The organism is Cupriavidus sp. 05N39 (assembly GCF_056397325.1).
On record NZ_JBFTNE010000038.1, the window covers coordinates 56,940 to 83,359 of the forward strand.

Here is a 26,420-nt window from a genome sequence, read left to right on the forward strand (position 1 = left end):
GGACTCAGCATGAACCCCTCACGCCTCTTCATCGAGCGGCCGGTCGCCACCGCGTTGCTGATGGTCGCCATCCTGCTGTCCGGTCTGGTGGCCTTCAGGCTGCTGCCGCTGTCGGCGCTGCCGGAGGTCGATTACCCGACCATCCAGGTCACCACGCTCTACCCGGGCGCCAGCCCGGACGTAATGACGTCGTCGATCACGGCCCCGCTGGAGCGCCAGTTCGGCCAGATGCCGGGCCTCAAGCAGATGTCGTCGTCGTCCTCGGGCGGCGCCTCGGTGATCACGCTGCAATTCGACCTGACGCTGTCGCTGGACGTGGCCGAGCAAGAAGTCCAGGCGGCCATCAACGCCGGCGGCAACCTGCTGCCGGCGGACCTGCCGATGCCGCCGGTCTACAGCAAGGTCAACCCGGCCGACGCGCCGATCATGACCCTGGCCATGACCTCGGACACCATGCCGCTGCCCAAGCTGCAGGACATGGTGGATACGCGCGTGGCGCAGAAGATTTCGCAGTTGCAGGGGGTGGGGCTGGTCAGCATCAGCGGCGGGCAGCGCCCGGCGGTGCGTATCCAGGCCAACCCGACCGCGCTGGCCGCGCTCGGCATGTCGATCGATGACCTGCGCACGGCCATCGGCAGCGCCAACGTCAACGGCGCCAAGGGCAGCTTCGACGGCCCCGCGCGCGCCTCCACCATCGACGCCAACGACCAGCTCAAGTCCGCCGACGAGTACCGCCAGATCATCGTGGGCTACCAGAACGGCGCGCCGATCCGCATCACCGACGTGGCCAATATCGTCGACGGCCCCGAGAACAGCCGGCTGGCGGCGTGGGCCAACGACAAGCCGGCCATCGTGCTGAGCATCCAGCGCCAGCCCGGCGCCAACGTGATCGAGGTGGTGGACCGCATCAAGGGGCTGCTGCCGCAATTGCAGAGCTCGCTGCCGGCCTCGGTCAAGGTGCAGCTGCTGACCGACCGCACCACCACCATCCGCGCCTCGGTGCGCGACGTGGAGTTTGAACTGCTGCTGGCGGTCGCGCTGGTGGTGATGGTGATCTTCGTCTTCCTGCGCAACGTGCCGGCCACCATCATCCCTGGCGTGGCGGTGCCGCTGTCGCTGGTGGGCACCTTCGGGGTGATGTACCTGGCGGGCTTCTCGATCAACAACCTGACGCTGATGGCGCTGACCATCGCCACCGGCTTCGTGGTGGACGATGCGATCGTGATGATCGAGAACATCATGCGCTACATCGAGAAGGGCGATTCGCCCATGGAGGCGGCCCTCAAGGGGTCCAGGCAGATTGGCTTCACCATCATCTCGCTGACCTTCTCGCTGGTGGCCGTGCTGATCCCGCTGCTGTTCATGGGCGACGTGGTGGGGCGGCTGTTCCGCGAATTCGCCATCACGCTGGCGGTATCGATCCTGATCTCGGCGGTGGTCTCGCTGACGCTCACGCCGATGATGTGCGCGCGCCTGCTGCACCATGTGCCCGAAGAGAAACTCTCGCGGTTCCACCGGGCCACCGGGCGCTTCTTCGACAACGTGATCGCCAGCTACGGGCGCGCCCTGGACTGGGTGCTGGACCGCCAGCAACTCACGCTGCTGGTCGCCGTCGGCACGCTGGTGCTGACCGTGCTGCTGTACATGCTGGTGCCCAAGGGCTTCTTCCCGGTGCAGGACACCGGCGTGATCCAGGGCATTACCGAGGCTTCCCAGACTACGTCCTTCCCCGCCATGGCGCTGAAACAGCAGGCGGTGGCGAAAGTGGTGCTGGAAGATCCCGCGGTGGAAAGCCTGTCCTCCTTCATCGGCGTGGACGGCACCAACACCACGCTCAACGCCGGGCGCCTCTTGATCAACCTGAAGCCCAAGGACCAGCGCCGCGATTCCATCGAGGACGTGACGCGCCGGCTGCAGGCCGCGGTCGACAAGCTCGGCGGCGTCTCGCTCTACACCCAGCCGGTGCAGGACCTGACCATCGAGGACCGCGTGTCCCGCACCCAGTACCAGTTCACCGTGCAGGATCCGGACCCCGTCACGCTGGCCACCTGGGTGCCCAGGCTGGTGGAGCGCCTGAAACAGGAGCCCGAACTGCGTGACGTGGCCAGCGACCAGCAGAACAACGGCCTGCGCGCCTACGTGGATATCGACCGCGACGCCGCGGCGCGCTTCGGCATCACCACCGCGGTGATCGACAGCGCGCTGTACAGCGCATTCGGCCAGCGGCTGGTGTCGACCATCTTCACCCAGTCGAGCCAGTACCGTGTGGTGCTGGAAGCCATGCCCGAGTTCCGCACCGATCCGCGGTCGCTGGCGGAACTGCGCCTGCCCTCGTCCTCGGGCGGGCAAGTGCCGCTTGGCGCGTTCGCGCGCATCAGCGAGCGCACCGGCCCGCTGGTGATCAACCATCAGGGCCAGTTCCCCTCCGCCACCATTTCGTTCAATCTGTCGCCCGGCGAATCGCTCGGCGCGGCAGTGGACAAGATCACCAAGGTGGAGCACGAAATCGGCCTGCCGATCTCCATGCAGACCGAATTCCAGGGCGCGGCGCTGGCATTCCGTGCCTCGTTGTCCAACACGCTGTGGCTGATCCTGGCGGCGGTGATCACGATGTACATCGTGCTGGGCGTGCTCTACGAGAGCACCATCCATCCGGTGACCATCCTCTCCACCCTGCCCTCGGCCGGCGTGGGCGCGCTGCTGGCGCTGCTGGTCTCGGGCCAGGACCTGGGCATCATCGCGATCATCGGCATCATCCTGCTGATCGGTATCGTCAAGAAGAACGCCATCATGATGATCGACTTCGCGCTGGASGCSGAGCGCGAGGGTGGCATGGCGCCGCGCGAGGCGATCYTCCAGGCCTGCCTGCTGCGTTTCCGCCCGATCCTGATGACCACCATGGCGGCATTGCTGGCCGCGCTGCCGCTGATGCTCGGCACCGGCATCGGGTCCGAGCTGCGCCGCCCGCTGGGCATCACCATGGTGGGCGGCTTGCTGGTCAGCCAGGTGCTGACGCTGTTCACCACGCCGGTGATCTACCTGGCGTTCGACAGCCTGGCAATGCGCCTCAAGGACTGGCGCCGGCGCCGTTATGGCGACACCGGCGATGGCGACCAGACCGGCGGCCCCGCCCCCGAGCCGAGGCCGTGATGAACCTGTCGGCTACCTTTATCCATCGGCCGGTCGCCACCGCGCTGCTGACCATCGGCATCCTGCTGGCGGGGCTGGCGGCGCTGCGGCTGCTGCCGGTGTCGCCGCTGCCGCAGGTGGACTTCCCCACCATCTCGGTGTCCGCCTCGCTGCCCGGCGCCAGCCCCGAGACCATGGCCGCCACCGTGGCCACGCCGCTGGAGCGCGCGCTGGGCGCCATCGCCGGCGTCACCGAGATCACCTCCAGCAGCTCGCTGGGCTCGACCCGCGTCACGCTGCAGTTCGAGCTGTCACGCGATATCGACGGCGCCGCGCGCGACGTGCAGGCTGCCATCAACGCCTCGCGCGCCACGCTGCCCACCAGCCTGCCGAGCAACCCGACCTACCGCAAGGTCAACCCGGCCGACGCGCCGATCATGATCATCGCGCTGACCTCGCCCACCATGACGCGCGGCCAGCTCTACGATGCGGCCTCGACCATCCTGGCGCAGAAGATGTCGCAGATCGAGGGCGTCGGGCAAGTCACCATCGGCGGCTCTTCGCTGCCGGCGGTGCGGGTGGAGCTCAACCCCACCGCGCTCAACAAATACGGCATCTCGCTGGAGGATGTGCGCAACACCATCAGCGCCACCAACGCCAACCGTCCGCTCGGCTCGCTGGAAAACGCCACCACCAACTGGCAGGTCTACGCCAACGACCAGGCCATGAAGGCGGCGGACTATATGCCGCTGATCGTGCGCTACGCCACGCCGGGCACGTTTTCCTCGGCCTCGGCGGGCGCGCTGATCGCCAGCACCGCCAACGCCACCGCGGGCGGCGGCGTCAGCACCAAGACCGTCAACGGCGTCACCACCACCACGCTGACCACCAGCAGCGGCACCACCACCATCAGCACCGGCGCCACCGGCGGCAACGGCAGCAGCAGCGGCCCGAACGCCTTCGCCGTGCCGGTGCGGCTGTCTGACGTGGCCAGGGTGACCGATTCGGTGCAGGACGTGCGCAACGCCGGCTCCGCCAACGGCCAGCCCTCGGTGCTGCTGGTGCTCAACCGTTCCCCCGGCGCCAACATCATCGAGACCGTGGACCGGGTCAACGAGGTGCTGCCGTCGCTGCAGCAGATGATTCCGTCCGCCATCAAGATGGAAGTGATGATGGACCGCACCCCCACCATCCGCGGTTCGCTGCGCGAGGTGGAGCACACGCTGATGATCTCGGTGGCGCTGGTGATCATGGTGGTGTTCCTGTTCTTGCGCAATGCGCGCGCCACGCTGATTCCCAGCGTGGCGGTGCCGGTGTCGCTGATCGGCACCTTCTCGGTGATGTACCTGGCCGGCTTCTCGCTCAACAACCTGTCGCTGATGGCGCTGACCATCGCCACCGGTTTCGTGGTCGATGACGCCATCGTGGTGCTGGAGAATATCTCGCGGCATATCGAGGAGGGCATGAAGCCGCTCGAAGCCGCGCTCAGGGGGTCGCGCGAGGTAGGCTTCACCGTGCTGTCGATGAGCCTGTCGCTGATCGCGGTGTTTATCCCGCTGCTGATGATGGGCGGCATCGTCGGACGCCTGTTCCAGGAGTTCGCCATCACCTTGTCGGTGGCGATCCTGGTATCGCTGGTGGTCTCGCTGACCGCCACGCCGATGATGTGCGCGCGCCTGCTCAAGCCGGTGAAGCCGGAACAGCAGGGCCGCTTCTACCGCGCCAGCGAACGCGTGTTCACCTGGATGCACGACCTGTACGCGCGCACCCTGGCCGTGTCGCTGCGCCACAGCGTGCTGGTGTGGCTGGTGTTGCTGGCCACCATCGGCCTCAATGTCTGGCTCTACACGATCGTGCCCAAGGGCTTCTTCCCGCAGCAGGACACCGGGCGCCTGATCGGCTTTATACGGGCCGACCAGGCCACCTCGTTCCAGGCCATGCGGCCCAAGCTCGATAACTTCATCAAGATCGTGCAGTCCGACCCGGCGGTGGTCAACGTGACGGGCTTCACCGGCGGTTCGCAGCGCAATACCGGCCAGATGTTCGTCACGCTCAAGCCGATTTCGGAGCGCGACTCGGCCGACGCCATCGTGGCCCGGCTGCGCGTCAAGCTGGCCAAGGAGCCCGGTGCCAGCCTGTTCCTGACCTCGGTGCAGGACATCCGCATCGGCGGCCGGCAAAGCAGTTCGGCTTACCAGTTCACGCTGCAGTCGGACGATCTCGACGTGCTGCGCGAGTGGGAGCCCAAGGTGCGCGCGGCCATCTCCAACCTCAAGGGGCTGGAGGATGTCGATACCGACACCAACGACAAGGGCCTGCAGACCTCGGTCATCATCGACCGCGACACCGCTTCGAAGCTCGGCGTCACCGCGCAGCAGATCGATGCCGTGCTCAACGACGCCTTCGGCCAGCGCCTGGTGTCCACCATCTACCACCCGCTCAACCAGTACCGGGTGGTGATGGAACTCAGCCCCGAGTATCTGCAGGGCCCGCATGCGCTCAACGATATCTATGTAGTCACCGGCGGCGGCAAGCAGGTGCCGCTGTCGGCCTTCGCGCGGTTCGCGCCCACCAGCACGCCGCTGGGCGTCAACCACCAGGGCCAGTTCGCCGCCTCCACCATTTCCTTCAACCTTGCCGAGGGCGTCTCGCTGTCGCAGGCCACCGACATGGTCAAGGCGGAGATGGCGCGCATCGGCGTGCCGGAGACGCTGCAGGCCAACTTCCAGGGCAGCGCCAAGGCCTTCCAGGACTCGCTCAAGAGCCAGCCGCTGCTGATCCTGGCCGCGCTGATCACCATCTACATCGTGCTCGGCATGCTGTACGAGAGTTACGTGCATCCGCTCACCATCCTGTCCACCCTGCCATCGGCGGGCGTCGGCGCGCTGCTGGCGCTGCTGGCCTCGGGCACGGACTTCAGCATCATCGCGCTGATCGGCGTGATCCTGCTGATCGGCATCGTCAAGAAGAACGCCATCATGATGATCGACTTCGCCATCGATGCCGAGCGGCGCGAGGGCCTGTCGCCGCGCGATGCCATCTACCGCGCCTGCCTGCTGCGCTTCCGCCCCATCCTGATGACCACGATGGCTGCCTTGCTGGGCGCCATCCCGCTGGCGATCGGCCGCGGCGACGGCGCCGAACTGCGCGCGCCGCTGGGCATCTCCATCGTCGGCGGGCTGGTGGTCAGCCAGTTGCTCACGCTGTACACGACGCCCGTGGTCTACCTGACGCTGGACCGCTGGCGCCTGAAGGTGAAAGCCTGGCGCCAGCGCCGTTCGGCCGTGCCCCCGGCCACGGCCAGCCTCGAACCCTGAATGCGATCCATGAACGCTCTTCTCCGCCTCCCTACCCTTTCCTTCCCGGCGACCGCGATGACGGTGGCGTGCGCCCTGCTGCTGGCCGGCTGCGCCGTGGGGCCCGACTACAAGCGCCCCGATGCGCCGTCCACGCCGACCTTCAAGGAGGCACCGGCCGACGCCTCGCAGTGGGGCGAGTGGAAGCCGGCCGAACCGCAGGACACCAGCGAGCGCAGCAACTGGTGGGCGGTGTTCGCCGATCCGGAGCTCGACAAGCTGATGGCACAGGTGCAGGTCGCCAACCAGAACATCAAGGCATCCGAGGCGCAGTACCGGCAAGCGCTGGCGGCGCTGGAATCGGCGCGCGCGGGCTACTTCCCGACCGTGAACGCATCGGCCGGACTCGACCGCACGCGCGGCAGCAACGGCCAGGTCGCCAACGGGCAGAGGGCCACGCTGTCGGCAAGCTGGGAAATCGATGTGTGGGGCCGTGTGCGCAGGCAGGTGGAAAGCAGCGAAGCCAGCGCGCAGGCCAGCCAGTCCGACCTGGCTTCGACATTGCTGTCGACCCAGTCCACGCTGGCGCAGAGCTATTTCCTGCTGCGCATCGCCGACCAGCAGAAGGCCTTGCTGGACCGCACGGTGACCGACTACGAGAAATCACTGCAGCTGGTACGCAACCAGTACGCAGCCGGCACCGCCCAGCGCTCCGACGTGCTGCAATCCGAGACCCAGCTCAAGAGCGCGCAGGCGCAGCAGATCGATATCCAGATCACGCGCGCGCAGCTGGAGCACGCCATCGCCATCCTGACAGGCAAGCCGCCGGCGGACCTCGCCATCACGCCGCAGGACTACGCCTCCGCCGTGCCGCGCGTGCCCATCGCGGTGCCGTCGGCGCTGCTGGAACGCCGGCCCGATATCGGCGCGGCCGAGCGCCGCATGGCCGCTGCCAATGCGCAGATCGGGGTGGCCCAGGCGGCTTATTACCCGACGCTGACGCTATCCGCCACCGGCGGTCTATCCGCCAGCACGCTGGCGCGCTGGCTGGCGCTGCCGGACCGCGTGTGGTCGATCGGCCCCGCGCTGGCCGGCACGCTGTTCGACGGTGGCCTGCGCAGCGCCGCCAAGGCGCAGGCGGTTGCCGCTTACGACCAGAGCGTGGCCAATTACCGCCAGACGGTGCTCTCCGCCTTCCAGGAGGTCGAGGATGGCCTCGCGGCCGCGCGCCTGCTGGAGCAGGAATCCGTGGTGCAGAACGACGCGCTGCGTTCGGCGCGCGACGCGCTGGCCCTCGTCAACAACCGCTACCGCGCCGGCACCGCGAGCCTGCTGGATGTGCTGACGGCGCAAACCACCGCCTACACCGCGGAGCGCACCGCGCTGACCATCGTAGGCCGCCAGTACACGACCAGCGCGGTGCTGATCAAGGCGCTGGGCGGCGGGTGGCATATCGAGACGGACAATGCGTCGAACGCGGCGCCGGCTATGCCAGGTACCGTGCCAGCCGCACCGGCCCCTGGCGGCATGCCACCGCCCGCCGGAACGCAAGGCGCCGCGCCGGCACCGGCAATCGCACCGGCGCGCTCCGCCGCCAGCGTGGCCGCGCGGCGGTAGCCGTCGCTGGCATCCGGTGGCGTTGCGCCGCCCTATGCCGGCGGAAAACGCACCCGCACCAGCAGGCCATTGCCGCCCTCGCCCTCCAGCAGCGCCAGCGTGGCGCCGTGCGCGGCGGCAATGTCGCGCACGATGGTGAGACCGAGCCCGGAGCCGCCCGGGTTCGCCTCCCCCGCGGCGCTCAAACCGGCGGCCTTGCCGCGATAGAACGGCTCCAGTACCGCCGCGCGTTCCTGCAACGGAATGCCCGGGCCATCGTCTTCCACCTCCAGCACCACCGCTTCGCCAGCGCGATGGACGCGCGCCGTGGCGACGCCGTCCGATGGCGTGTAGCGCAGCGCGTTGTCGACCAGGTTGGTGACCAGTTCGTGCAGCAGGTCGGTGCCAAGCACCGGCAGCGCGCCCTCGCCCTCGAAACCCAGGTCGATGCGCCGCGCGCGGGCGGCGGGCGTGAGTTCGAGGCAGACTTCCCTCACCAGCGCCGCCAGGTCCAGCACGCGCGGTGTCTCCGCGCCGCCGTGCGCGGCGCGCGCCATCGACAGCAGGCGGTCGGCCAGCGCGGCCATGCGCGCGGTGCTGTCGGCCAGGCCCTGCGCGATGCGCCGCTGCTCGGCGGGATCGTGCTCACGCGCCGCCAGTTGCGCCTGCGTGTGCAGCACCGCGAGCGGCGTGCGCAACTGATGTGCCGCGTCGGCGATAAAGCGGCGCTGCGCGGCCAGCACCTGCTCCAGCCGCGCCATATAGCCGTTCATCGCCTCCACCAGCGGCGCCGTTTCGCGCGGCGCGCTATCGAGCGGCAGCGGCGTGGTGGCGCCGGGCTGGCGCTGCGCCACCTCGGCGCGCAGCGCATCGAGCGGCGCCAGCGCGCGCCGCGTGAACAGCCAGATCACGAGCACCACCGCCAGCACCAGCATCAACTGGCCCCACAGCACATCGAACAGGATGTTGCGCGTCAGCGCCTGGCGCGAGTCGAGGGTCTCGCCAACTTCGATCAACGCCATGCCGCCGTGCGTGCCGCTCGCGTCCATCACCGGCTGGCGCAGCGCGGCGATGCGGATCGGCTGGCCGCGGTAAGTGCGGTCGTAGAAACTCACCAGCGCGGGATAGAGCCTGGTGCGGGGCTGGCTGGCATCGAACGGCGGCAGGTCGTCGTAGCCCGAGACGAACTCGCCATGCACCCCGCTCACGCGATAGAACATGGTGGCGTTCATACCCACCTCGAAGGTATCGAGCGAGATATAGGGCACGTCCACGCGCACGCCTTCGGGTGTCAGCGTGATGCGCTCGGAGATATTGCGCGCGGAGGCCAGCAGCGTGCGGTCGTAGGCCAGGTCGGCTGACGCCAGCGCATTCGAATACGCCACCACGCCGTACACCGCCTGCAGCACCAGCATGGGCGGTATCAGCCACCACAGCAGGCGCGCGCGCAGGCTGGCGGGACGCCTGCGCGGCTCAGCCAACGCTGGGCTCCAGCACGTAGCCCAGCCCACGCAAGGTCACGATGGCCGCGCCGGAGCCTTCGAGCTTGCGGCGCAGGCGATGCACATAGACCTCGATCACATCGGGCTGGGTCTCGTCGGCCAGCGTGAAGATGCTGGCGTAGATCCGGTCCTTGCTGACGGTCTTGCCTGGCGGCGTCATCAGGATCTCCAGCACCGCGTGCTCGCGCGGCGTCAGCGCGAGCGGCACGCCGCCCACCTGGAAATGGCGCGACACCGTATCGAAGCCCAGGCCGCCGCAAACCACCAGCGGCGCCTCGGTCTGGCGCGCGCGGCGCAGCAGGGCCTTCACGCGCGCCTCGAACTCGGCGAGATCGAAGGGCTTGGCCATGTAGTCGTCGGCGCCCAGGTCCAGGCCCTTGACCCGGTCGCCCACTTCGCCGCGCGCGGTCAGGATCATCACCGGCACGCGGCAGCCGCGGCCGCGCAGGCGGGCGAGCAGGTCGAGGCCGTCGCGGTCGGGCAGCGTGAGGTCCAGCAGCACCAGCGCGTAGTCGCTGCCGGCACCGGTGCCGCCCGCGTGCGTGCTGAACAGGAGGGATTCGGCGCTGGCCGCGTCGGCGGCGCGCTCCACGGTGAAATGCAGGGCGCGCAGCGCCTGCATCACCCAGGTGGCCAGTTCGTCGTGGTCTTCGACCAGCAGTACTCTCATGGAAGGTTCTTCTCCTGCGCTTCTGGCACTCCGTTATGCCTGATTTTCTCACCGGCAGCCAGCGGATTTGCCCGGGATTTCCCGGTAAGCTGTCTGCCGCGTTGTCGTTCTATCCCGTCGTCCGGCCCCATCCCAGGAGAATCCATGAGCATCGTCCCGGCCGCCCTGCGTCTCGCTTGCGCCGCGCTCGCCCTCGGGGCGGTTTGCGCGCATGCGTCCCCCACGCCGGAGTGCATCGTGCCCGCCAAGCCCGGCGGCGGCTTCGACCTGACCTGCAAGCTGGCGCAGCGAGCGCTGCTGGAAGCCGGACTGACCGAGCAACCGATGCGGCTGGTCTACGTGCCGGGTGGCATCGGCGCCGTGGCCTACAACAGCATCGTGGCGCAGCGCCCCGCCGAGCCCGATACGATCGTCGCCTTCTCCGGCGGCTCGCTGCTGGCGCTGGCCGAGGGCAAGTTCGGCAAGTATGGCGTGGCCGACGTGCGCTGGGTCGGCGCGCTCGGCACCGACTACGGCATGATCGCGGTGCGCGCCGATTCGCCTTACAAGACCTTGAAGGACCTGGTGGCCGCGCTGAAGTCGGACCCCGACCAGGTACTGTTCGGTGCCGGTGGCACCATCGGCAACCAGGACTGGATGAAGGCCGCGCTGGTGGCCAGGCAGGCCGGCGTTGGCTACAAGCGCATGCGCTTCGTGGGCTTCGAAGGTGGCGGCGAGGCCTTCACGGCACTGCTGGGCGGGCACGTGCAAGCGGTGTCGGGCGACGTCTCCGAAGCCGCGATGCAACTCGGCGCAGGCGGGATCCGCATCCTCGCCGTGCTGGCCGAGCGGCGCCTGCCGGGCAGGCTTGCCAGCGTGCCGACGGCGCGCGAGCAAGGCTACGACATCACCTGGCCCATCCTGCGCGGCTTCTACATGGGCCCGAAGGTCGCGCAGGCCGACTACCAGCGCTGGGCTGGCCGCTTCGAGCGCCTGCAGGCAAGCCCGGCATTCGCCCGGCTGCGCGCGGAGCAAGGCTTGTTCCCCGCCGATCTGGGCGGCGCGGCGTCGCTTGACGCCTATGTGAAGGACACCGTGCAACGCTACGGCACGCTGGCGAAGGAGTTCGGCCTGGTCCGCTAGGCGGCGGCGTGCGCGAGCCTCCGGAGTAGCGGCCCTATGCCGGCCGCTTCTCCGGACGCGGCAGCGGCTGCTTGCTCACCCGTTCCTTGAGCCACGTAGCGGCCTTGCCGAGCGGCCGCTGCTTGTGCCACACCAGCTCCATCGCCACCGGCCAGTCCTGGTCGTCGAACTCCAGCACCGGCGACACCAGTTGCGCCGCGGCCGGCGAATTGGCCGCCACGTGCCAGGGCACGAAGGCCCAGCCCAGCCGGCGCTTGACCAGTTCGACGATGACCCACTGGCTCTCCACCCACCAGACTTCGGCGGCCACGCGCAGCCGCATTTTTTCCTCGCTATCGCTGCGGGTCGCCACCATCAGTTGCCGGTAGCGTTTCAGTTCCTCCCAGCCCACGCGCTGGTCCGCGAGCGCGTGGTCGGGCGCGCAGATGATCTGCATCGGCACCCAACCCAGCGCACGGAAGCCCAGCTCCGGCGGCAACACCTCCTGGCGCCACATCAGGCCCAGGTCGGCGGAACCGGCCAGCACCAGCCGGCTGACATCCTCCATCAAGGGAAACAGCAGCTCCAGTTCCACCGCCGGGAAGCGCGCCGAGAACTCTTCGAGCAGCACGCCCAGGGTTTCCTCCGGATACAGCTCATCCACCGCCAGCACCAGGCGGCTCTCGACGCCTTCGCCCAGGCTCTTGGCCACACCGCGGAAATGCTCGCAACGCTCCAGGATCACCCGTGCTTCGGCCAGCAGGCGTTCGCCCGCGGCGGTCAGGGTCGGATAGCGGCCGGCACGGTCGAACAGTTGATTGCCGAGATCGATTTCCAGGTTGGCCACGGCCGCGCTGACCACCGACTGCGCCTTGCCCAGGCGGCGCGCGGCGGCGGAAAAAGAACCGCACTCGGCGGCGGCCGCGAAGGCCTGCAATTGTTCCAGGGAAAGGCTCATGGGATTCCTGATGGCGCGATGCCGTCACAACCATCGTTTTTAGCGATGGATACCAACTTGGCTATGCCACGATTATAGATAGAATGGCCTGCATTGACGCCAGACAGGAAGTATCATGCGCAGCACCAAGGACAGAATCCGCCACACCATCGGCTTTGAACTGATCGGCCTGCTGATCTTCGCGCCGGTGGGCAGCTGGCTATTTGGCTTCGCCCTGCACCAGATGGGCATCATTGCGGTGGTGGCATCGGTGATCGCCGCCGGCTGGAATTATCTTTACAACCTGCTGTTCGACAAGGCCATGCTCCGGTTCACCGGACAATTGCGCAAGCCGGTGGCCGTGCGCGTGCTGCATGCCATCCTGTTCGAACTGGGCCTGCTGGTGGTGTTCCTGCCGATGGTGGCCTGGTACCTGGACATGAGCTTGCTCGATGCCTTCATCATGGATATCGCGGTGGCGGCGTTCTACGTGGTTTATGCCTTCATCTACAACTGGGCGTACGACGCCGTGTTCCCCGTTGGCGCTGGCGCCCGGACCAGCACGAAAACAAAGGCTGTCGGGGAATCCGCCTGAGCGGCGCCCCTCCGAAAGCAAAAAGCGGATGCCACCGGCATCCGCTTTTTGCTTTGTAACGGCCTGGAACGTATGCCGGCCGGCAGCTTGTCCTGCTCACTTCCGGTCGGGGGTCGCCACATTACCGACCACGCCACCCAGGGCCGCGCCACCGATGGTGGCCGCCGGCCCGCCGATCAGGGCCGCACCGGCGACGCCGCCGACGCCTGCGCCAATGGCCGTATTGCGCTGCTTGGGAGTCATGTCGGCACAGCCCGCCACGCTAAGCAGGGTGGCAAGCAGGAGAGACAGGGTCACGGTACGCATGATGGGGCTCCTTGATGGATTGGCTTTGCGCCTGGCAATGCACCCATGCATTGCGGCAGTTGCTTTCAGTATGGATGCCGGGTAAGTCACGCGCGACCGGCAAGGGGCCTAACCTCTTGTCAGAGGAATCCCACAAGCTTCCACACAGGCTTGCCCCGGCATGCCCGGTATTGCGGGTTTCTCCCCACGTTTCAGAGCTTGATGCGATCATCCATTTAGTTATACTACATAACAATATTGCTGCTTGCCGCCGACCCTGCATGAGGGACCCACGCGGCGCGGGCAATCCATAACAAGCTGTGGAGACAACATCATGAAGATCGCGATAGCCGGCGGCGGCATCGGCGGCCTGACGCTGGCACTGCTTTGCCACCGGCACGGCATCGAGGCCGAGGTCTGGGAAGCCAGCGAAACGCTGCGCCCGCTCGGCGTGGGCATCAACCTGCTGCCGCACGCCGTGCGCGAGCTGGCGGAACTGGGGCTGCTCGATGCGCTGGCCGAACTGGCGGTGCAGACCTCATCACTGTCTTACTACAACAAGCTGGGCCAGCGCATCTGGCACGAGCCGCGCGGGCGCGCGGCGGGCTACGACCTGCCCCAGTTTTCCGTTCATCGCGGCGAATTCCAGATGCTGCTCTACCGCACGGCGGTGGAACGCCTGGGCGCCGATCGCGTGCACACCGGGCATACTTTCGAATCGGTGGTGAGCACCGGTGCGCGCGCCGGCGAGCCGGTGGCGTTCACGCTGTGCCGTCGCAGCGACAACGCCGAAGTCACGGCCCGGGCCGATGTGCTGGTGGGCGCCGACGGCATCCACTCCGCGGTGCGCCGCCACTTCTATCCGCAGGGCGACGCGCCGCGCTTCTCGCGCCGCACGCTGTGGCGTGCCGTCACCGAAGCGCCGCCGTACCTGGACGGCAGCTCGATGTTCATGGCGGGCCACCAGGACCAGAAGTTCGTGGCCTACCCGATCTCCGAACCGCTGCGCCGCCAGGGGCGCTCGCTGGTCAACTGGATCGCCGAGCTGCGCGTGCCCGACCACGTCTCGGACACACCACCGCGCAGCGACTGGAACAAGCAGGTCGACAAGTCCGTGTTCAGCGCGGCCTTTGCGAACTGGCGCTGGAACTGGATCGATATTCCCGCGCTGATCGACGGCGCCGAAGCCATCTACGAATTCCCCATGGTCGACAAGGACCCGCTGCCGCGCTGGACCTTCGACCGGGTGACGCTGCTGGGCGACGCCGCCCACCCGATGTACCCGATCGGCTCCAACGGCAGCGCCCAGGCCATCCTGGATGCGCGCTACCTGATGGACAGCCTGCTGGCCAACGGCGCGCCGCGCGATGCGTCCGGCGCCGGCTACGCACTGCGCGAGTACGAGGCGGAGCGGCTGCCGCGCACCGCCGCCATCGTCCTGCGCAACCGCCTGAACGGGCCCGAGCAGGTCATGCAGCTGGCCGAGCAGCGCGCGCCGCAAGGCTTCAGCGATATCGACGCCGTGATACCGCGCGCGGAGCTCGAAGCCATCGCATTGCGCTACAAGCAGCTCGCCGGCTTCGACCGGCAGTCGCTGCAGGCACCTGCGCGCTAGCCCACTGCTTCGCCCCTCGCATTACGCCCAACGACCGGCCCCGAGAAGCCGGCGTTATCACAAGGAAAAAAGGAGACATCGTGCCGCGCCCCAGCCCTATCCGCCCCGCTACCGCTGCCCGCCTCGCGCTGGCCGTGGCCGTAACCCTTGCCGCCGCGCCCGCGCTGGCCGACGTGACTGTCGGTGTCAGCATCTCGTCGACAGGCCCCTCGGCTTCGCTCGGCATCCCGCAGAAGAACAGCATGCCGCTGCTGCCGGAGACCATCGGCGGCGAGAAGATCCGCTACGTGGTGCTGGACGACGGCTCCGACCCCACCCAGGCCACCAAGGTGGCGCGGCGCTTTGTCAGCGAAGACAAGGTCGACATCATCCTCGGTTCGTCGGCGGTGGCGCCGTCGATCGCGATCGCCGAAGTCGCCGACGAGAGCCAGACCGTGCAGCTGGCATTCTCGCCCATCGAACTCAAGCCCGGCCGTGGCGAATGGACCTATCGGCTGGCGCAGCCGGTCAGGCTGATGGCCGAAGCCGTGGCGGAAGCGGCGCACGCCAGGGGCGTCAAGACCATCGCCTTCATCGGCTTTGCCGACGCCTACGGCGAGACCTGGCTCAAGGAGTTCACCGCCGCCGCCACCGCGCGCGGCATCCGCCTCGTCGCCACCGAACGCTATGCGCGCTCGGATGCCAGCGTGACCGCGCAAACGCTCAAGCTGATCGCCGCCCATCCCGACGCGGTGCTGATCGCGGGCGCCGGCACCGGCGCCGCCCTGCCGCACACCACGTTGCGCGAGCGCGGCTACGCGGGCCCGGTCTACCACACGCACGGCGCCGCCACCAAGGACCTGATCCGCATCGGCGGCAAAGCCGTGAACGGCTCCATCCTCCCGGCCGGGCCGGTGATCGTGGCCGAACAACTGGCGGACAACRCCGCGGTGAAAAAGCCAGGGCTGGACTATGTGGGCCGCTATGAAAAGCAGTACGGTCCCGAGAGCCGCACCCAGTTCGGCGCGCACCCCTACGATGCCGGCCTGGTGCTGCAGCGCATCGTGCCGGTGGCGCTCAAGCAGGCGAAGTCGGGCACGCCGGAATTCCGCAAGGCACTCAAGACGGCGCTGGAGACCGAGCGCAATATCGTGGTCTCGCACGGGGTGCTGAACTACACGGCGCAGGACCATTTCGGCTTCGACACGCGTGGCCGCGTGCTGCTGACCATCGACAACGGCAACTGGAAGCTGCTGAAATGACCACGCCCCTGGTTAGCGACGCGCTGCCCGCCCCCACGCTGGAACATGTGGCCGACTTCAGCTTCCGGCTGGCGCCGGCCACCGAGGTGGGCGCGAGCGCGCTGGGCAACCGCCGGGTGATCCCCATCCTGGACGGCGCGGTCAGCGGGCCGCGCCTGCAAGGGCGCATCCTGCCCGGCGGCGCTGACTTCCAGCTGGTACGGCATGACACGGGCAACGGCATCGCCGTGGCCGATATCGAAGCGCGCTACGTGCTGGAGACCACCGACGGCGCGCGCATCTACATCGTCAACGCCGGCTTGCGCAGCGGCCCCGGCGAGCTGATCGCGCGGCTCGGCGCCGGCGAGCTCATCGATCCGCGCCTGATTTACTTCCGCACGGCGCCGCGCTTCGAAACGGCATCGCCCGGTTACGACTGGCTCATGCAGCACCTGTTCGTCGCCACCGGCGCCCGCTATCCCGACCGGGTGGAAATGCGGTATTTTCGCGTCATCTGATCCCGTTTCATTCGACCGACGCCAAGGCATCATGACCACAGCAAAGGCGCGCCCGCGCCGCAGCCGCGACGCCCCCGATCCCGCCGGCGCCAGCCAGGCGGYCGACACCATCGGCGGCTTCGACCCACATATCCCCAACATCGACTACGGCGTGCTGGACAGCCTGGTCGGCTACGCCATCCGCCGCGCGCAGATCCGCATCTACGAGGACTTCGTCCAGTCGCTGGCGCAGTGGCACATCACGCCGCCGCGTTTCTCCGCGCTGGTGATCATCTCGCGCAACCCGCATCTCAAGCTGACCGAACTGGCCAGCATCCTGGGCATCGCGCGCTCCGGTGCGGTGCTGCTGGTCGATGCGCTGGAAGACATGAAGCTGGTTGCACGCCGTCCCGCGCCGCACGACCGCCGGGCCTACAGCCTGGTCCTGACGCCAGCGGGCCGCCGCACGCTGGAGGCCGCCACCACTGCGGTGTGCGCGCATGATGCGCGCGTCGCGGCCGCGTTATCGGCGCAGGAGCAGGATACGCTGCGCGCGCTGCTCGGCAAGCTGGCGCCGCCCTGTCCCGCCTGCATGGCCCAGCCGGCACCACCCGCGAGCCTCACGGAAATCTGAACTTCGCGTCATCCGCGCTCATGCCCATGCGTTAACATGGGCACCATGCCGAAACGCCCTTCCCCATTCCTTCACCGCCTGTTGCCGCTTTGCGCCGCCGGGCTGCTATGCATCGGCGGCCTGCCCGCCGCCACAGCCAAGGCCACCGTCCACAAGGCCAAAGCCTCCCACGCCGCTAACACGCCGACAGAACAGGCGGAGCCGCGATCGGGCCTGCCGGCCAGCGTGACGGGCGCGCTCAAGCGCGCACACGTGCCAGCCTCGGCCGCCAGCTTTTATGTGATCAAGGTCGGCGCGCAGGCGCCCCGCGCAAGCTGGAACGCACAGACGCCAATGAACCCGGCCTCGACCATGAAACTGGTCACCACCTTTGCCGGCCTGCAGTTGCTCGGCCCCGGCTATCGGTGGCAAACCTCGCTCTACGCCGACGGCCAGCCAGGCGCCGACGGCACCATCAACGGCAACGTCTACCTGCGCGGCCAGGGCGATCCCAAGCTGGTGCCGGAAGAAATGGCCAAGCTGGTCGCCAAGGCCCGCGCCGCGGGCGCCACCACCATCAATGGCGACCTGGTGCTGGACCGCAGCTACTTCGACTCCGCCATCGACAACGGCGCCACCATCGACGGCGAGACCCAGCGCGCCTACAACGTCAGCCCCGACGCGCTGCTGTATGCCTTCAAGACGCTGTCGTTCACCATCACGCCCGACCCGGCCAGCCAGTCGGTAGCGGTATCGGTCACGCCCGCGCTGGCGCAGCTCAAGCTGGACAACCGCCTGGCGCTGTCCAACGGAAAATGCGGTGACTGGTCGGCACGCGCCCGGCCCTCCGTCACGCAACAGCCCGACGGCACCGTGCTGGCTTCCTTCGACGGCAGCTACGCCGCCGACTGTGGCGAACACGTCGTTAATATCGCCACCCTCTCGCACAACGAATTCACCTGGGGCGGCTTCGTCGCCGAATGGCAATTCGCCGGCGGCCGCTTCACCCACCAGCCGGCGCTGCGCATGGGCCGCCCCCCGCGCGGCGCCTTCCTGCTCGCACGCCACTACGGCCAGCCGCTCTCCGATATCGTGCGCGACATCAACAAGTTCTCGAACAACGTGATGGCCCGCCAGCTCTATCTGACCATCGGCGCCGAGATGGATCGCAGCGGGCCTGCCAGCACCGCGCGCTCGGAGAAAGTGGTGCAACGCTGGCTGGCACGCCAGGGGCTGACCATGCCGGACCTGGTACTGGACAACGGTTCAGGGCTTTCGCGCGAAGAACGGATCAGCGCGTACGATATGTCGCGGTTGTTGCAGCAGGCGCTTGCCAGCGAGGTTGGGCCGGTGTTGATCGATTCGCTGCCCATACTTGGGGTGGACGGCACGTTGCGTAACCGGCTGACTAAGGCCGGCGCGGCCGGCAATGCGTATATGAAGACGGGGACGTTGAATGATGTGCGGGCGCTGGCGGGGTATGTGGATGCCCTGAACGGGGATCGGTATGTGGTGGTGAGTTATATCAACCATGCGAATGCAGCGCAGGCGCGGGATGCGCATGATGCGTTGTTGCAGTGGGTTTATCAGGGGGCGCCTTAAATTAAGGTTTTTTAGGGCGGGTGGCTTTGGCGGTGGGTGGTGTGAGCTGCAAAACCGTTGGTTTTTGATTGCTGGGTTGGGGGTGGTTTTGGCGGTGTTGGTTGTTGCACCCAACAGCGTACGACATCCCCCTGCGGGGGACGCCGGTCACTCTTGGGTCACGCAGCAGCAGCCCGCTGCAACCGATCCCTAACCCCATCCCACTCACACCCATCCGGCAAGACCTCAAACACCAGTCTCGAATACCCCTCCCGATCCAACCTCCGCAACAACCGATAAAGCTCTCGAGCATAAGCCTCGGCGTCGGCAGGCGCCTGCACCCAAACGCACCGCGGATCGGCAACCGCCTCGCCCCCCACCCATGCCACTTTGGCATCAGCAGGCAAATCCGCCAACTGGGCCGGCAAATCCGCAGCGGAAGACAACGCCAGCGAAGTATGCGGCGCATAGTGCGCCTTAAGCGTCCCCGAAGCCCGCGGCGCAGTGGCATCCGGCGGCAAGGGCGTCACGCCCAGGACCTGCGCCATCATCGCCGCCGTAATCGCGCCAGGTCGCAGCAATACGGGGCCAATGCCCTGCTCCAGCCGCGATAGATCCACGATGGTCGATTCGATGCCAACCTCCACCCCATCGCCTTCGAGCACAAAGACGGCGTCGCCAAACTCATCCCGCACATGCTGCGCGGTGGTCGGGCTGACCTGGCCGAACTTGTTTGCCGACGGCGCGGCAATGCCTCCTCGCCCGCGCTTGAAGCGTGCCAGCAGCGCCTGCGCGACGGGATGCGAGGGGCAACGCAGGCCGATGCTGTCCTGCCCGCCGGCCACCGCTGCCGGTATATGACTGGCGCGCTTGAGGATCAGCGTGAGCGGGCCAGGCCAGAAGGCGTCGATCAGTTGCTGCGCGGCCGGCGGCACGTCGTCGACCCAGTAGCTGATATCGCCGCCGTCCACCACGTGCACGATGATCGGATGGTTGGACGGCCGGCCCTTGGCCGCGTAGATGCGGGYGATGGCCTGGGGGTTTTCCGCGTCGGCGCCGAGGCCGTAGACCGTCTCGGTGGGAAAGGCGACCAGCTCGCCGGCTTCCAGCAGTTGGACCGCTTGGTCAAGTTCGGCGGACGTGGGCATGCGCGACATCGGGGATCTCTGGGGTGGGCGTTACTACGAAACTACAAAACTACGAAGCTACAAGACTACGAAAGCGGGAGAACCCGCCGGGCACGCCGACAGCGCACCCGACCGGGCAAGCCTTCACGACTCGATGTGCAGCGCCTTCAAGGCAGCGTCGAACGCGCGGCCCGCATCGGTGGCTTCGCCGCCCACGCAGTTCACATGGCCCATCTTGCGCGAGGGGCGCGCATCGTTCTTGCCGTACAGGTGCAGCTTGGCACCGGACTGCGCCACGACTTCGTCCCAGGCCGGCGTGCGCTCCAGACCGAACTCGAACCACACATCGCCCAGCAGGTTGAGCATCTTGCCCGCCGAATGCTGGCGCGTGCTGCCCAGCGGCAGGCGGGCCATGGCGCGCACCTGCTGCTCGAACTGGCTGGTTTCGCAGGCGTCCATGGTGATATGGCCCGAGTTGTGCGGGCGCGGCGCCATTTCGTTGGCAACCAGCGAGCCGTCCGTCAGCACGAAGAACTCGATGCACAGCACGCCCACATAGCCCATCTCGGTGGCGATGGTGGCGGCGGCTGCGCGGGCCCGCGCGGCGATCTCGTCGGAAACGCTCGTGGCGGGCATCACGGTGGAGAACAGGATGCCGTCGCGGTGCACGTTTTCGGCCAGCGGCCAGGTGGCGGTGCTGCCGTCGGCGGCACGCGCGGCCAGCACCGAGACCTCGTAGGCCAGCGGCAGCATCTTCTCCAGCACGCAGGGCACATGCTGCATGGCGCGCCAGGCAGCACGCACGTCCTCGCGGCTCTTGACGCGGGCCTGGCCCTTGCCGTCGTAGCCCATGCGCGCGGTCTTCAGGATGCCCGGCAGCAGGTCTTCGGGCAACTGGTCGACGTCGGCGTCGTGCTGGATCACCCAGTGCGGCGCGGTGGGCACGCCAGTGCGCTCGGCGCAGGAGGCGAAGAACTTCTTCTCGCCGATGCGGTTCTGCGCGATCGACACGCAGTAGCCGCGCGGCGCCACGAAGGCGCCCAGTTGTTCGAGCCGGTCCAGCGAGAGCGACGGCACGTTCTCGAATTCGGTGCTCACCGCCGGGCACAGTCTGGCCATCTCGGCCAGCGCGGCTTCGTCGGTGTAGGCCGCGCAGATATGCTTCTCGGCGATGGTGCCGGCCGGGCTGTCCTGGTCCGGATCGAGCACGCAGACCTTGTAGCCCATCGCCTGGGCGGCATGGGTGAACATGCGGCCGAGCTGGCCGCCGCCCAGCATGCCGAGCCAGGCGCCGGGCAGCACCGGCGCGCTGGGGTTGTCGATGCCGAACTCGGCACGCGACTCCGGCGTGTGGGCTTCGACCAGGTGGGGATGGATATCGGTGGGCATTGCGCGTCTTTCCGGATTCGGGGCTTAAGTTAGTCGGCTGGTCTGGTGTTGCTTGCGTGTTATACCGGCAGCGTCATCGCGCGCGCAGCTTCGGTCTGCCTGGCACGGAATGCTTCCAGCGCCGCGGCCAGCGCGTCGTCGGTGGTGGCCAGCRTGGCGATGGCGTGCAGCGCGGCGTTGGCGGCGCCAGCCTCGCCGATGGCGAAGGTGGCGACGGGCACGCCCTTGGGCATCTGCACGATCGACAGCAACGAGTCCTCGCCGCGCAGGTAGCGCGACGGCACGGGCACGCCGAATACCGGCACGATGGTCTTGGCGGCGATCATGCCGGGCAGGTGCGCGGCACCGCCGGCACCGGCGATGATGGCGCGCAGGCCACGTTCACGCGCCGTGGCGGCGTACTCGAACATATCGTCGGCCATGCGGTGGGCGGATACCACGCGCGCTTCGAAGGCCACGCCGAAATCCTTCAGCATGGCGACCGCGTTCTGCATCACGTCCCAGTCGGAACTGCTGCCCATCACAACGCCGACCAGCGGCTTGGCTGTATTGCTCACGTTAAATCCTTAAACATCGTCTGGCGCCTGGTGGCGCCAGTCCTCGCCATCCGGCAATGATTACTGCAGTTCCTCGCCGGTCAGGCGCGTCAGCGCCTCGCGGTACTTGGCGGCGGTCTTCTCGATCACGTCGGCCGGCAGCGCCGGTGCCGGCGCGGTCTTGGGCCACGGCTTGCCGTCGATACGCACCGATTCCAGCCAGTCGCGCACGAACTGCTTGTCGAAGGACGGCGGGTTGGTGCCGACCTGGTAGGAATCCGCCGGCCAGAAGCGGGAGGAATCCGCGGTCAGCACTTCGTCCATCAGCGTCAGCGTGCCGTTCTCGTCCAGGCCGAACTCGAACTTGGTGTCGGCAATGATAATGCCGCGCGTGGCGGCATAGTCGGCCGCTTCCTTGTACAGGCGGATCGAGATGTCACGCATCTGGCGGGCCAGGTCGGCGCCGATGCGGGCTTCGGTTTCGGCGAAGGAGATGTTCTCGTCGTGCTCGCCCATCTCGGCCTTGGCGGCCGGGGTGAAGATCGGCTCGGGCAGCTTCTGCGCGTTCTGCAGGCCGGCGGGCAGTTCGATGCCGCAGACGCTGCCGGTAGCCTGGTAATCCTTCCATCCGCTGCCGGCCAGGTAGCCGCGCACCACCGCTTCCACCAGGATCGGCTTGAGGCGCTTGACCACCACGGCGCGGCCTTGCACCTGCTCGACCTCGGCCGGGCTCACGACGCTCTCGGCGGAGACATCGGTCTCGTGGTTCGGCACGATGTGGGCCAGCTTCTTGAACCAGAAGTTGGCCATCTGGTTGAGCACGCGGCCCTTGGCCGGGATCGGCTCGCCCAGGATGACGTCGAAGGCCGACAGGCGGTCGGTGGTGACGATCAGCAGCTTGTCGTCGCCGACGGCGTAGTTGTCGCGGACCTTGCCGTGACCGAGCAGCGGCAGCGAAGTGATGGAGGACTGATAGAGAGCGTTCGACATGGTGGTTCCGATAGGAGGCACTAACAGAATGATCCAGCATGATCCCGAGTGATCCTGCGCATCATTTTGTTAGCGCCTCTCGGGCCCCGGCAACATGCGCCGGGGCCTGAAAAGCGTCGTCCCCGCGCCTCTCCTTGTTACGGGATCAGGGCGGGGACGGCACGGGGTTCAGCTTACTGCACGACCTGGGCGAGTTCGCCCGACTTGTACTTCTGCGCGACGGCGTCCAGCGAGACCGGCTTGATCTTGGATGCCTGGCCTTCGCAGCCGAAGGCGATGTAGCGTGCCTTGCAAACCAGCTTGGCGGCTTCGCGGGCCGGCTTCAGGTACTCGCGCGGATCGAACTTGCTGGGGTTCTCGGCAAAGAAGCGGCGGATCGCGCCGGTCATGGCAAGGCGGATATCGGTGTCGATATTGATCTTGCGCACGCCGAACTTGATGGCTTCCTGGATTTCCTCGACCGGCACGCCGTAGGTTTCCTTCATGTCGCCGCCGAACTGGCGGATTTCGGCCAGCAGTTCCTGGGGCACCGAGGACGAGCCGTGCATCACCAGGTGGGTGTTGGGGATGCGGGCGTGGATTTCCTTGATGCGGTTGATCGCCAGGATGTCGCCGGTGGGCTTGCGGGTGAACTTGTAGGCGCCGTGCGAGGTGCCGATGGCGATGGCCAGGGCGTCGAGCTGGGTGGCCTTGACGAAGTCGGCGGCCTGTTCCGGGTCGGTCAGCAGCATGGAGTGATCCAGCTTGCCTTCGGCGCCGATGCCGTCTTCCTCGCCGGCTTCGCCGGTTTCGAGCGAGCCCAGGCAGCCAAGTTCGCCTTCGACGGTCACGCCGATGGCGTGCGACATCTGCACCACCTTGCGGGTTACGTCGACGTTGTATTCGTAGTCGGCCGGGGTCTTGCCGTCTTCACGCAGCGAGCCGTCCATCATCACGGAGGAGAAACCCAGGTCGATCGCGGCCTGGCAGATCACCGGCGACTGGCCGTGATCCTGGTGCATCACCACCGGGATATGCGGGTAGGCTTCCACGGCGGCTTCGATCAGATGGCGCAGGAAGTGCTCGCCGGCATACTTGCGCGCGCCGGCGGAGGCTTGCATGATCACCGGCGCATTGACCTCGTCGGCGGCCTGCATGATGGCCTGAACCTGTTCCAGGTTGTTCACGTTGAAAGCGGGCAGACCGTAGCCGTTTTCGGCGGCGTGGTCGAGCAGCTGGCGCATCGATACGAGTGGCATGTCAAAACTCCTAAAGAAAGAATGGGGTGTCTCGGTATTCGTTTATTCGTCTTCGCATATTGGCTATGCGTGTGCGGCTGATCCTACGTGCACGGCGGCCGGCGTTCTGTCCGGCGCGGCACACTCAGGCGCCGACGCGGACAATCTTCAGCGTATTGGTGCCGCCCGGCTGGCCCATCGGCTCGCCAATGGTCAGCACGATAAAATCGCCGCGCTGCACAACGCCGCGCGACAGCAAGAGTTCCTCGGCCTGCTCCAGCGCGGTATCGCGGTCGGCGCTGGCTTCCAGCGGCAGCGGCACCACATTGCGGTAGAGCTGCATCTTGCGCTGCGAGGCCACGTTGGGCGTCATCGCGTAGATCGGCACATGGATGCGGTGCCGGCTCATCCACAGCGCGGTGGCGCCGGAATCGGTCAGCGCGGCGATGGCCTTCACCTGCAAATGATAGGCGGTGAACAGCGCGCCCATGGCGATCGACTGGTCGATGCGGCCAAAGGTCTGGTTGAGGAAATCGGTGTCGAGCTGGACCACCTCGGATTTCTCCGCCTCGACGCAGACCGCGGCCATGGCTTCCACGGTTTCCACCGGATAGCGGCCGGCGGCGGTCTCGGCCGACAGCATCACGGCGTCGGTGCCGTCCAGCACGGCGTTGGCCACGTCCGACACCTCGGCGCGCGTCGGCACCGGGTTGACGATCATGCTCTCCATCATCTGGGTAGCGGTGATGGTCAGCTTGTTGGCCTCGCGCGCCAGCCGGATCATGCGCTTTTGCAGCGCCGGCACGGCCGCGTTGYCCACTTCCACGGCCAGGTCGCCGCGGGCCACCATGATGCCGTCGGAGGCCTGCAGGATCTCTTCCAGCACGCCCGGGCGGATCGCCTCGGCGCGCTCGATCTTGGCGATCATGCGAGCCTTGTGCTGGTGCGGCTGGCCGGCCACGGCGGCGAGCTGGCGGGCCATTTCCATATCGGTGGCGTTCTTGGGAAAGCTCACCGCGACATAGTCCGCGCCCAGCGCCATGGCAGTCTTGATGTCGTCCATGTCCTTGGCGGTCAGCGCCGGCGCCGACAGGCCGCCGCCCTGGCGGTTGATGCCCTTGTTGTTGGACAGCTCGCCGCCGATCCGGACCGTGGTGAAGATCTCGTGGCCGAGCACGCGGTCCACCACCAGCACGATCAGGCCGTCGTTGAGCAGCAGCAGGTCGCCCGGGCCCACGTCGCGCGGCAGGTCTTCATAATCCAGGCCCGCCCGCTCCTGGTTGCCCAGGGTGCAGGTGGAATCAAGGATGAAAGCGTCGCCCGGCTGCAGCGTGATCTTGCCGTTCTCGAACTTGCCGACGCGGATCTTCGGCCCTTGCAGGTCGGCCATGATGGCGACTTCCCGGCCGCAGGCCCGGGCCGCCTCGCGCACCAGGCGGGCGCGCTCGATATGGTCCGCGGCTACGCCGTGGGAGAAGTTCAGGCGCACCACGTCGACCCCTGCCGCGATCATGCGCGTGAGCATTTCCAGCGTGCTGGAGGCGGGACCGATGGTGGCGACAATCTTGGTCGAGCGGGTCATTGGCAAATCTTCCTTATCGAGGGCCAGCGCCGTCCGGCGGCGCCGGCACGGCTTGCTTCCTGCGCGCCACGCGGCGCCGGCGCCAGGCCAGCGCCAGCCACAGCAGCGGCACGCCAACCAGCAGCCAGGGCAGCGCGCCGGCGGCCACGCGGATCAGCACGGCCAGGCTGCCGAGGAACAACTCGGCGATATCGTTAAAAGCGTCGCGCAGCGGCGATACCTTTCGTTGGCTGACAAAGCTCTCGCGCGCAATAAAGTCGATACGGACTTCGTTGCGGTCGGTTTGCGCCGCCAGCATCTTGCGCAGGCCGTGGATGGTATCCAGTTCGCCCTGCACGCGCGCCAGTTCGCGCTCCAGCTCGATCACGTCGCGCAGCGGACCGCGCGCGTTCTGCAGCATGGCACGCAGGCGGTCGCGCAGCTCGGTGGTGTTCTTGATGCGGGCCTCGGCATCGATCACCTGGTCGGTCTTGTCTTCGCTCGACACGGCGTTGGATACCACCGTGCCGCCTTGCTCCGCCGCTTTCAGCAGGTCCGGCAAGGATTTCGGCGCGATGCGCGCGCGCAGCTCGCCACGCGGCGATGCGCCATCGCGGCTGCGCGTGAAACCCGCCTCCAGCAACTCGCAGCCCAGCGCCTGGCAACGTTGCACCACGCTCTTCCAGCCGGCCTCCAGGGCATCGGCGGTATTCTCCACCGTCAATGCGTACTTGAGCGCGAGGTAGCGGCGCTCCGCTTCCTGCTGCTCTCCCTGTCCACCCTGCCCGCGCGCCATTTCCGCCGCCGCCATGCCCGCGGCCGGCGCGGCAGCCAGGGTGCGCCCGTCGGGCGCGCCGCCCGGGCGGCCGCAGGCGGCCAGGGCCAGCAGCATCGCGGCCAGCAGCAACGCTGCCAGGCCGCGCCTGCCGCCCATGTCCCCGCCAATCCCCCGCAGAGCCGCCA

21 protein-coding genes are annotated in these 26,420 nt (G+C 67.6%); 10 read left to right on the plus strand and 11 right to left on the minus strand.

Annotated elements, in window-relative coordinates; translation table 11 throughout:
- Positions 1-9: 9 nt before the first annotated feature.
- The 3 genes from AC1DN0_RS19175 to AC1DN0_RS19185 are packed head-to-tail and all read left to right on the plus strand — an operon-like array spanning position 10 to position 8,042.
- Positions 10-3,150: an MdtB/MuxB family multidrug efflux RND transporter permease subunit gene (locus AC1DN0_RS19175; RefSeq protein ID WP_477145908.1), complete on the plus strand. Its 3,141-nt coding sequence runs from the start codon at positions 10-12 to the stop codon at positions 3,148-3,150.
- Positions 3,150-6,446 carry an efflux RND transporter permease subunit gene (locus AC1DN0_RS19180; protein WP_441637166.1) on the plus strand — a complete coding sequence of 1,099 codons (3,297 nt, stop codon included), beginning with the start codon at positions 3,150-3,152 and terminating at the stop codon, positions 6,444-6,446. The genes AC1DN0_RS19175 and AC1DN0_RS19180 overlap by 1 nt, the downstream gene beginning before the upstream one ends.
- The gene (locus tag AC1DN0_RS19185) at positions 6,447-8,042 is read left to right on the plus strand and encodes an efflux transporter outer membrane subunit (protein ID WP_441637168.1); all 1,596 of its coding nucleotides are present in this window, start codon (positions 6,447-6,449) and stop codon (positions 8,040-8,042) included.
- Between the two features lie 32 nt (positions 8,043-8,074).
- Here the strand turns inward: AC1DN0_RS19185 and AC1DN0_RS19190 are convergent, their stop codons facing one another.
- Positions 8,075-9,502: a sensor histidine kinase gene (locus AC1DN0_RS19190; RefSeq protein ID WP_477111691.1), complete on the minus strand. Its 1,428-nt coding sequence runs from the start codon at positions 9,500-9,502 to the stop codon at positions 8,075-8,077.
- Positions 9,495-10,193, minus strand: a complete 699-nt coding sequence (locus tag AC1DN0_RS19195) for a response regulator (RefSeq protein ID WP_045237222.1) — start codon at positions 10,191-10,193, stop codon at positions 9,495-9,497. Before AC1DN0_RS19195 ends, AC1DN0_RS19190 begins: the two co-directional genes overlap by 8 nt.
- A 144-nt stretch (positions 10,194-10,337) precedes the next feature.
- Between AC1DN0_RS19195 and AC1DN0_RS19200 the strand changes: the two genes are divergently transcribed.
- Entirely contained in the window at positions 10,338-11,315 is a 978-nt protein-coding gene (locus AC1DN0_RS19200; protein ID WP_441635967.1) for a tripartite tricarboxylate transporter substrate binding protein, read from the plus strand.
- 34 nt (positions 11,316-11,349) lie between these two features.
- Here AC1DN0_RS19200 and AC1DN0_RS19205 read toward each other — a convergent pair whose 3' ends face one another.
- On the minus strand, positions 11,350-12,252 hold the full coding sequence (locus AC1DN0_RS19205; protein WP_045237224.1) for a LysR family transcriptional regulator: 903 nt from the start codon (positions 12,250-12,252) through the stop codon (positions 11,350-11,352).
- Positions 12,253-12,367: 115 nt separating this feature from the next.
- On the opposite strand from AC1DN0_RS19205, the gene AC1DN0_RS19210 reads away from it, so the two are divergent.
- Positions 12,368-12,826: a PACE efflux transporter gene (locus AC1DN0_RS19210; protein WP_441635969.1), complete on the plus strand. Its 459-nt coding sequence runs from the start codon at positions 12,368-12,370 to the stop codon at positions 12,824-12,826.
- Positions 12,827-12,922: 96 nt separating this feature from the next.
- On the opposite strand, the gene AC1DN0_RS19215 is transcribed toward AC1DN0_RS19210, so the two are convergent.
- On the minus strand, positions 12,923-13,132 hold the full coding sequence (locus tag AC1DN0_RS19215) for a hypothetical protein (protein ID WP_045237226.1): 210 nt from the start codon (positions 13,130-13,132) through the stop codon (positions 12,923-12,925).
- 313 nt (positions 13,133-13,445) lie between these two features.
- Between AC1DN0_RS19215 and AC1DN0_RS19220 the strand changes: the two genes are divergently transcribed.
- The 5 genes from AC1DN0_RS19220 to dacB all read left to right on the plus strand — a co-directional run bounded on the left by AC1DN0_RS19220 (position 13,446) and on the right by dacB (position 18,658).
- Positions 13,446-14,726, plus strand: a complete 1,281-nt coding sequence (locus AC1DN0_RS19220; protein ID WP_441635971.1) for a flavin-dependent oxidoreductase — start codon at positions 13,446-13,448, stop codon at positions 14,724-14,726.
- A gap of 128 nt (positions 14,727-14,854) precedes the next feature.
- Entirely contained in the window at positions 14,855-15,967 is a 1,113-nt protein-coding gene (locus AC1DN0_RS19225; protein WP_477145918.1) for an ABC transporter substrate-binding protein, read from the plus strand.
- Positions 15,964-16,464 carry a DUF3237 domain-containing protein gene (locus AC1DN0_RS19230; RefSeq protein WP_441635973.1) on the plus strand — a complete coding sequence of 167 codons (501 nt, stop codon included), beginning with the start codon at positions 15,964-15,966 and terminating at the stop codon, positions 16,462-16,464. Before AC1DN0_RS19225 ends, AC1DN0_RS19230 begins: the two co-directional genes overlap by 4 nt.
- A gap of 31 nt (positions 16,465-16,495) precedes the next feature.
- Complete coding sequence (locus AC1DN0_RS19235) at positions 16,496-17,077, plus strand: MarR family winged helix-turn-helix transcriptional regulator (RefSeq protein ID WP_477145909.1); 582 nt, start codon at positions 16,496-16,498, stop codon at positions 17,075-17,077.
- Between the two features lie 36 nt (positions 17,078-17,113).
- Entirely contained in the window at positions 17,114-18,658 is a 1,545-nt protein-coding gene (dacB, locus tag AC1DN0_RS19240) for a D-alanyl-D-alanine carboxypeptidase/D-alanyl-D-alanine endopeptidase (RefSeq protein ID WP_441635977.1), read from the plus strand.
- A 158-nt stretch (positions 18,659-18,816) separates the two neighbouring features.
- On the opposite strand, the gene AC1DN0_RS19245 is transcribed toward dacB, so the two are convergent.
- From AC1DN0_RS19245 to AC1DN0_RS19275, 7 genes are all read right to left on the minus strand, one after another.
- Complete coding sequence (locus AC1DN0_RS19245) at positions 18,817-19,794, minus strand: L-threonylcarbamoyladenylate synthase (RefSeq protein ID WP_477145910.1); 978 nt, start codon at positions 19,792-19,794, stop codon at positions 18,817-18,819.
- 114 nt (positions 19,795-19,908) lie between these two features.
- Entirely contained in the window at positions 19,909-21,153 is a 1,245-nt protein-coding gene (locus AC1DN0_RS19250) for a 5-(carboxyamino)imidazole ribonucleotide synthase (RefSeq protein ID WP_441635981.1), read from the minus strand.
- 59 nt (positions 21,154-21,212) lie between these two features.
- Positions 21,213-21,710, minus strand: a complete 498-nt coding sequence (gene purE, locus AC1DN0_RS19255; RefSeq protein ID WP_477145911.1) for a 5-(carboxyamino)imidazole ribonucleotide mutase — start codon at positions 21,708-21,710, stop codon at positions 21,213-21,215.
- A 60-nt stretch (positions 21,711-21,770) separates the two neighbouring features.
- Positions 21,771-22,679 carry a phosphoribosylaminoimidazolesuccinocarboxamide synthase gene (locus AC1DN0_RS19260; RefSeq protein ID WP_441635984.1) on the minus strand — a complete coding sequence of 303 codons (909 nt, stop codon included), beginning with the start codon at positions 22,677-22,679 and terminating at the stop codon, positions 21,771-21,773.
- Positions 22,680-22,852: 173 nt separating this feature from the next.
- A complete protein-coding gene (gene fba, locus AC1DN0_RS19265; RefSeq protein WP_045237234.1) occupies positions 22,853-23,917 on the minus strand; it encodes a class II fructose-bisphosphate aldolase in 1,065 nt (354 codons plus the stop codon).
- Positions 23,918-24,041: 124 nt separating this feature from the next.
- Complete coding sequence (gene pyk, locus AC1DN0_RS19270; protein ID WP_477145912.1) at positions 24,042-25,478, minus strand: pyruvate kinase; 1,437 nt, start codon at positions 25,476-25,478, stop codon at positions 24,042-24,044.
- Between the two features lie 13 nt (positions 25,479-25,491).
- On the minus strand, positions 25,492-26,391 hold the full coding sequence (locus AC1DN0_RS19275) for a DUF4349 domain-containing protein (RefSeq protein ID WP_477103312.1): 900 nt from the start codon (positions 26,389-26,391) through the stop codon (positions 25,492-25,494).
- Positions 26,392-26,420: the final 29 nt, after the last annotated feature.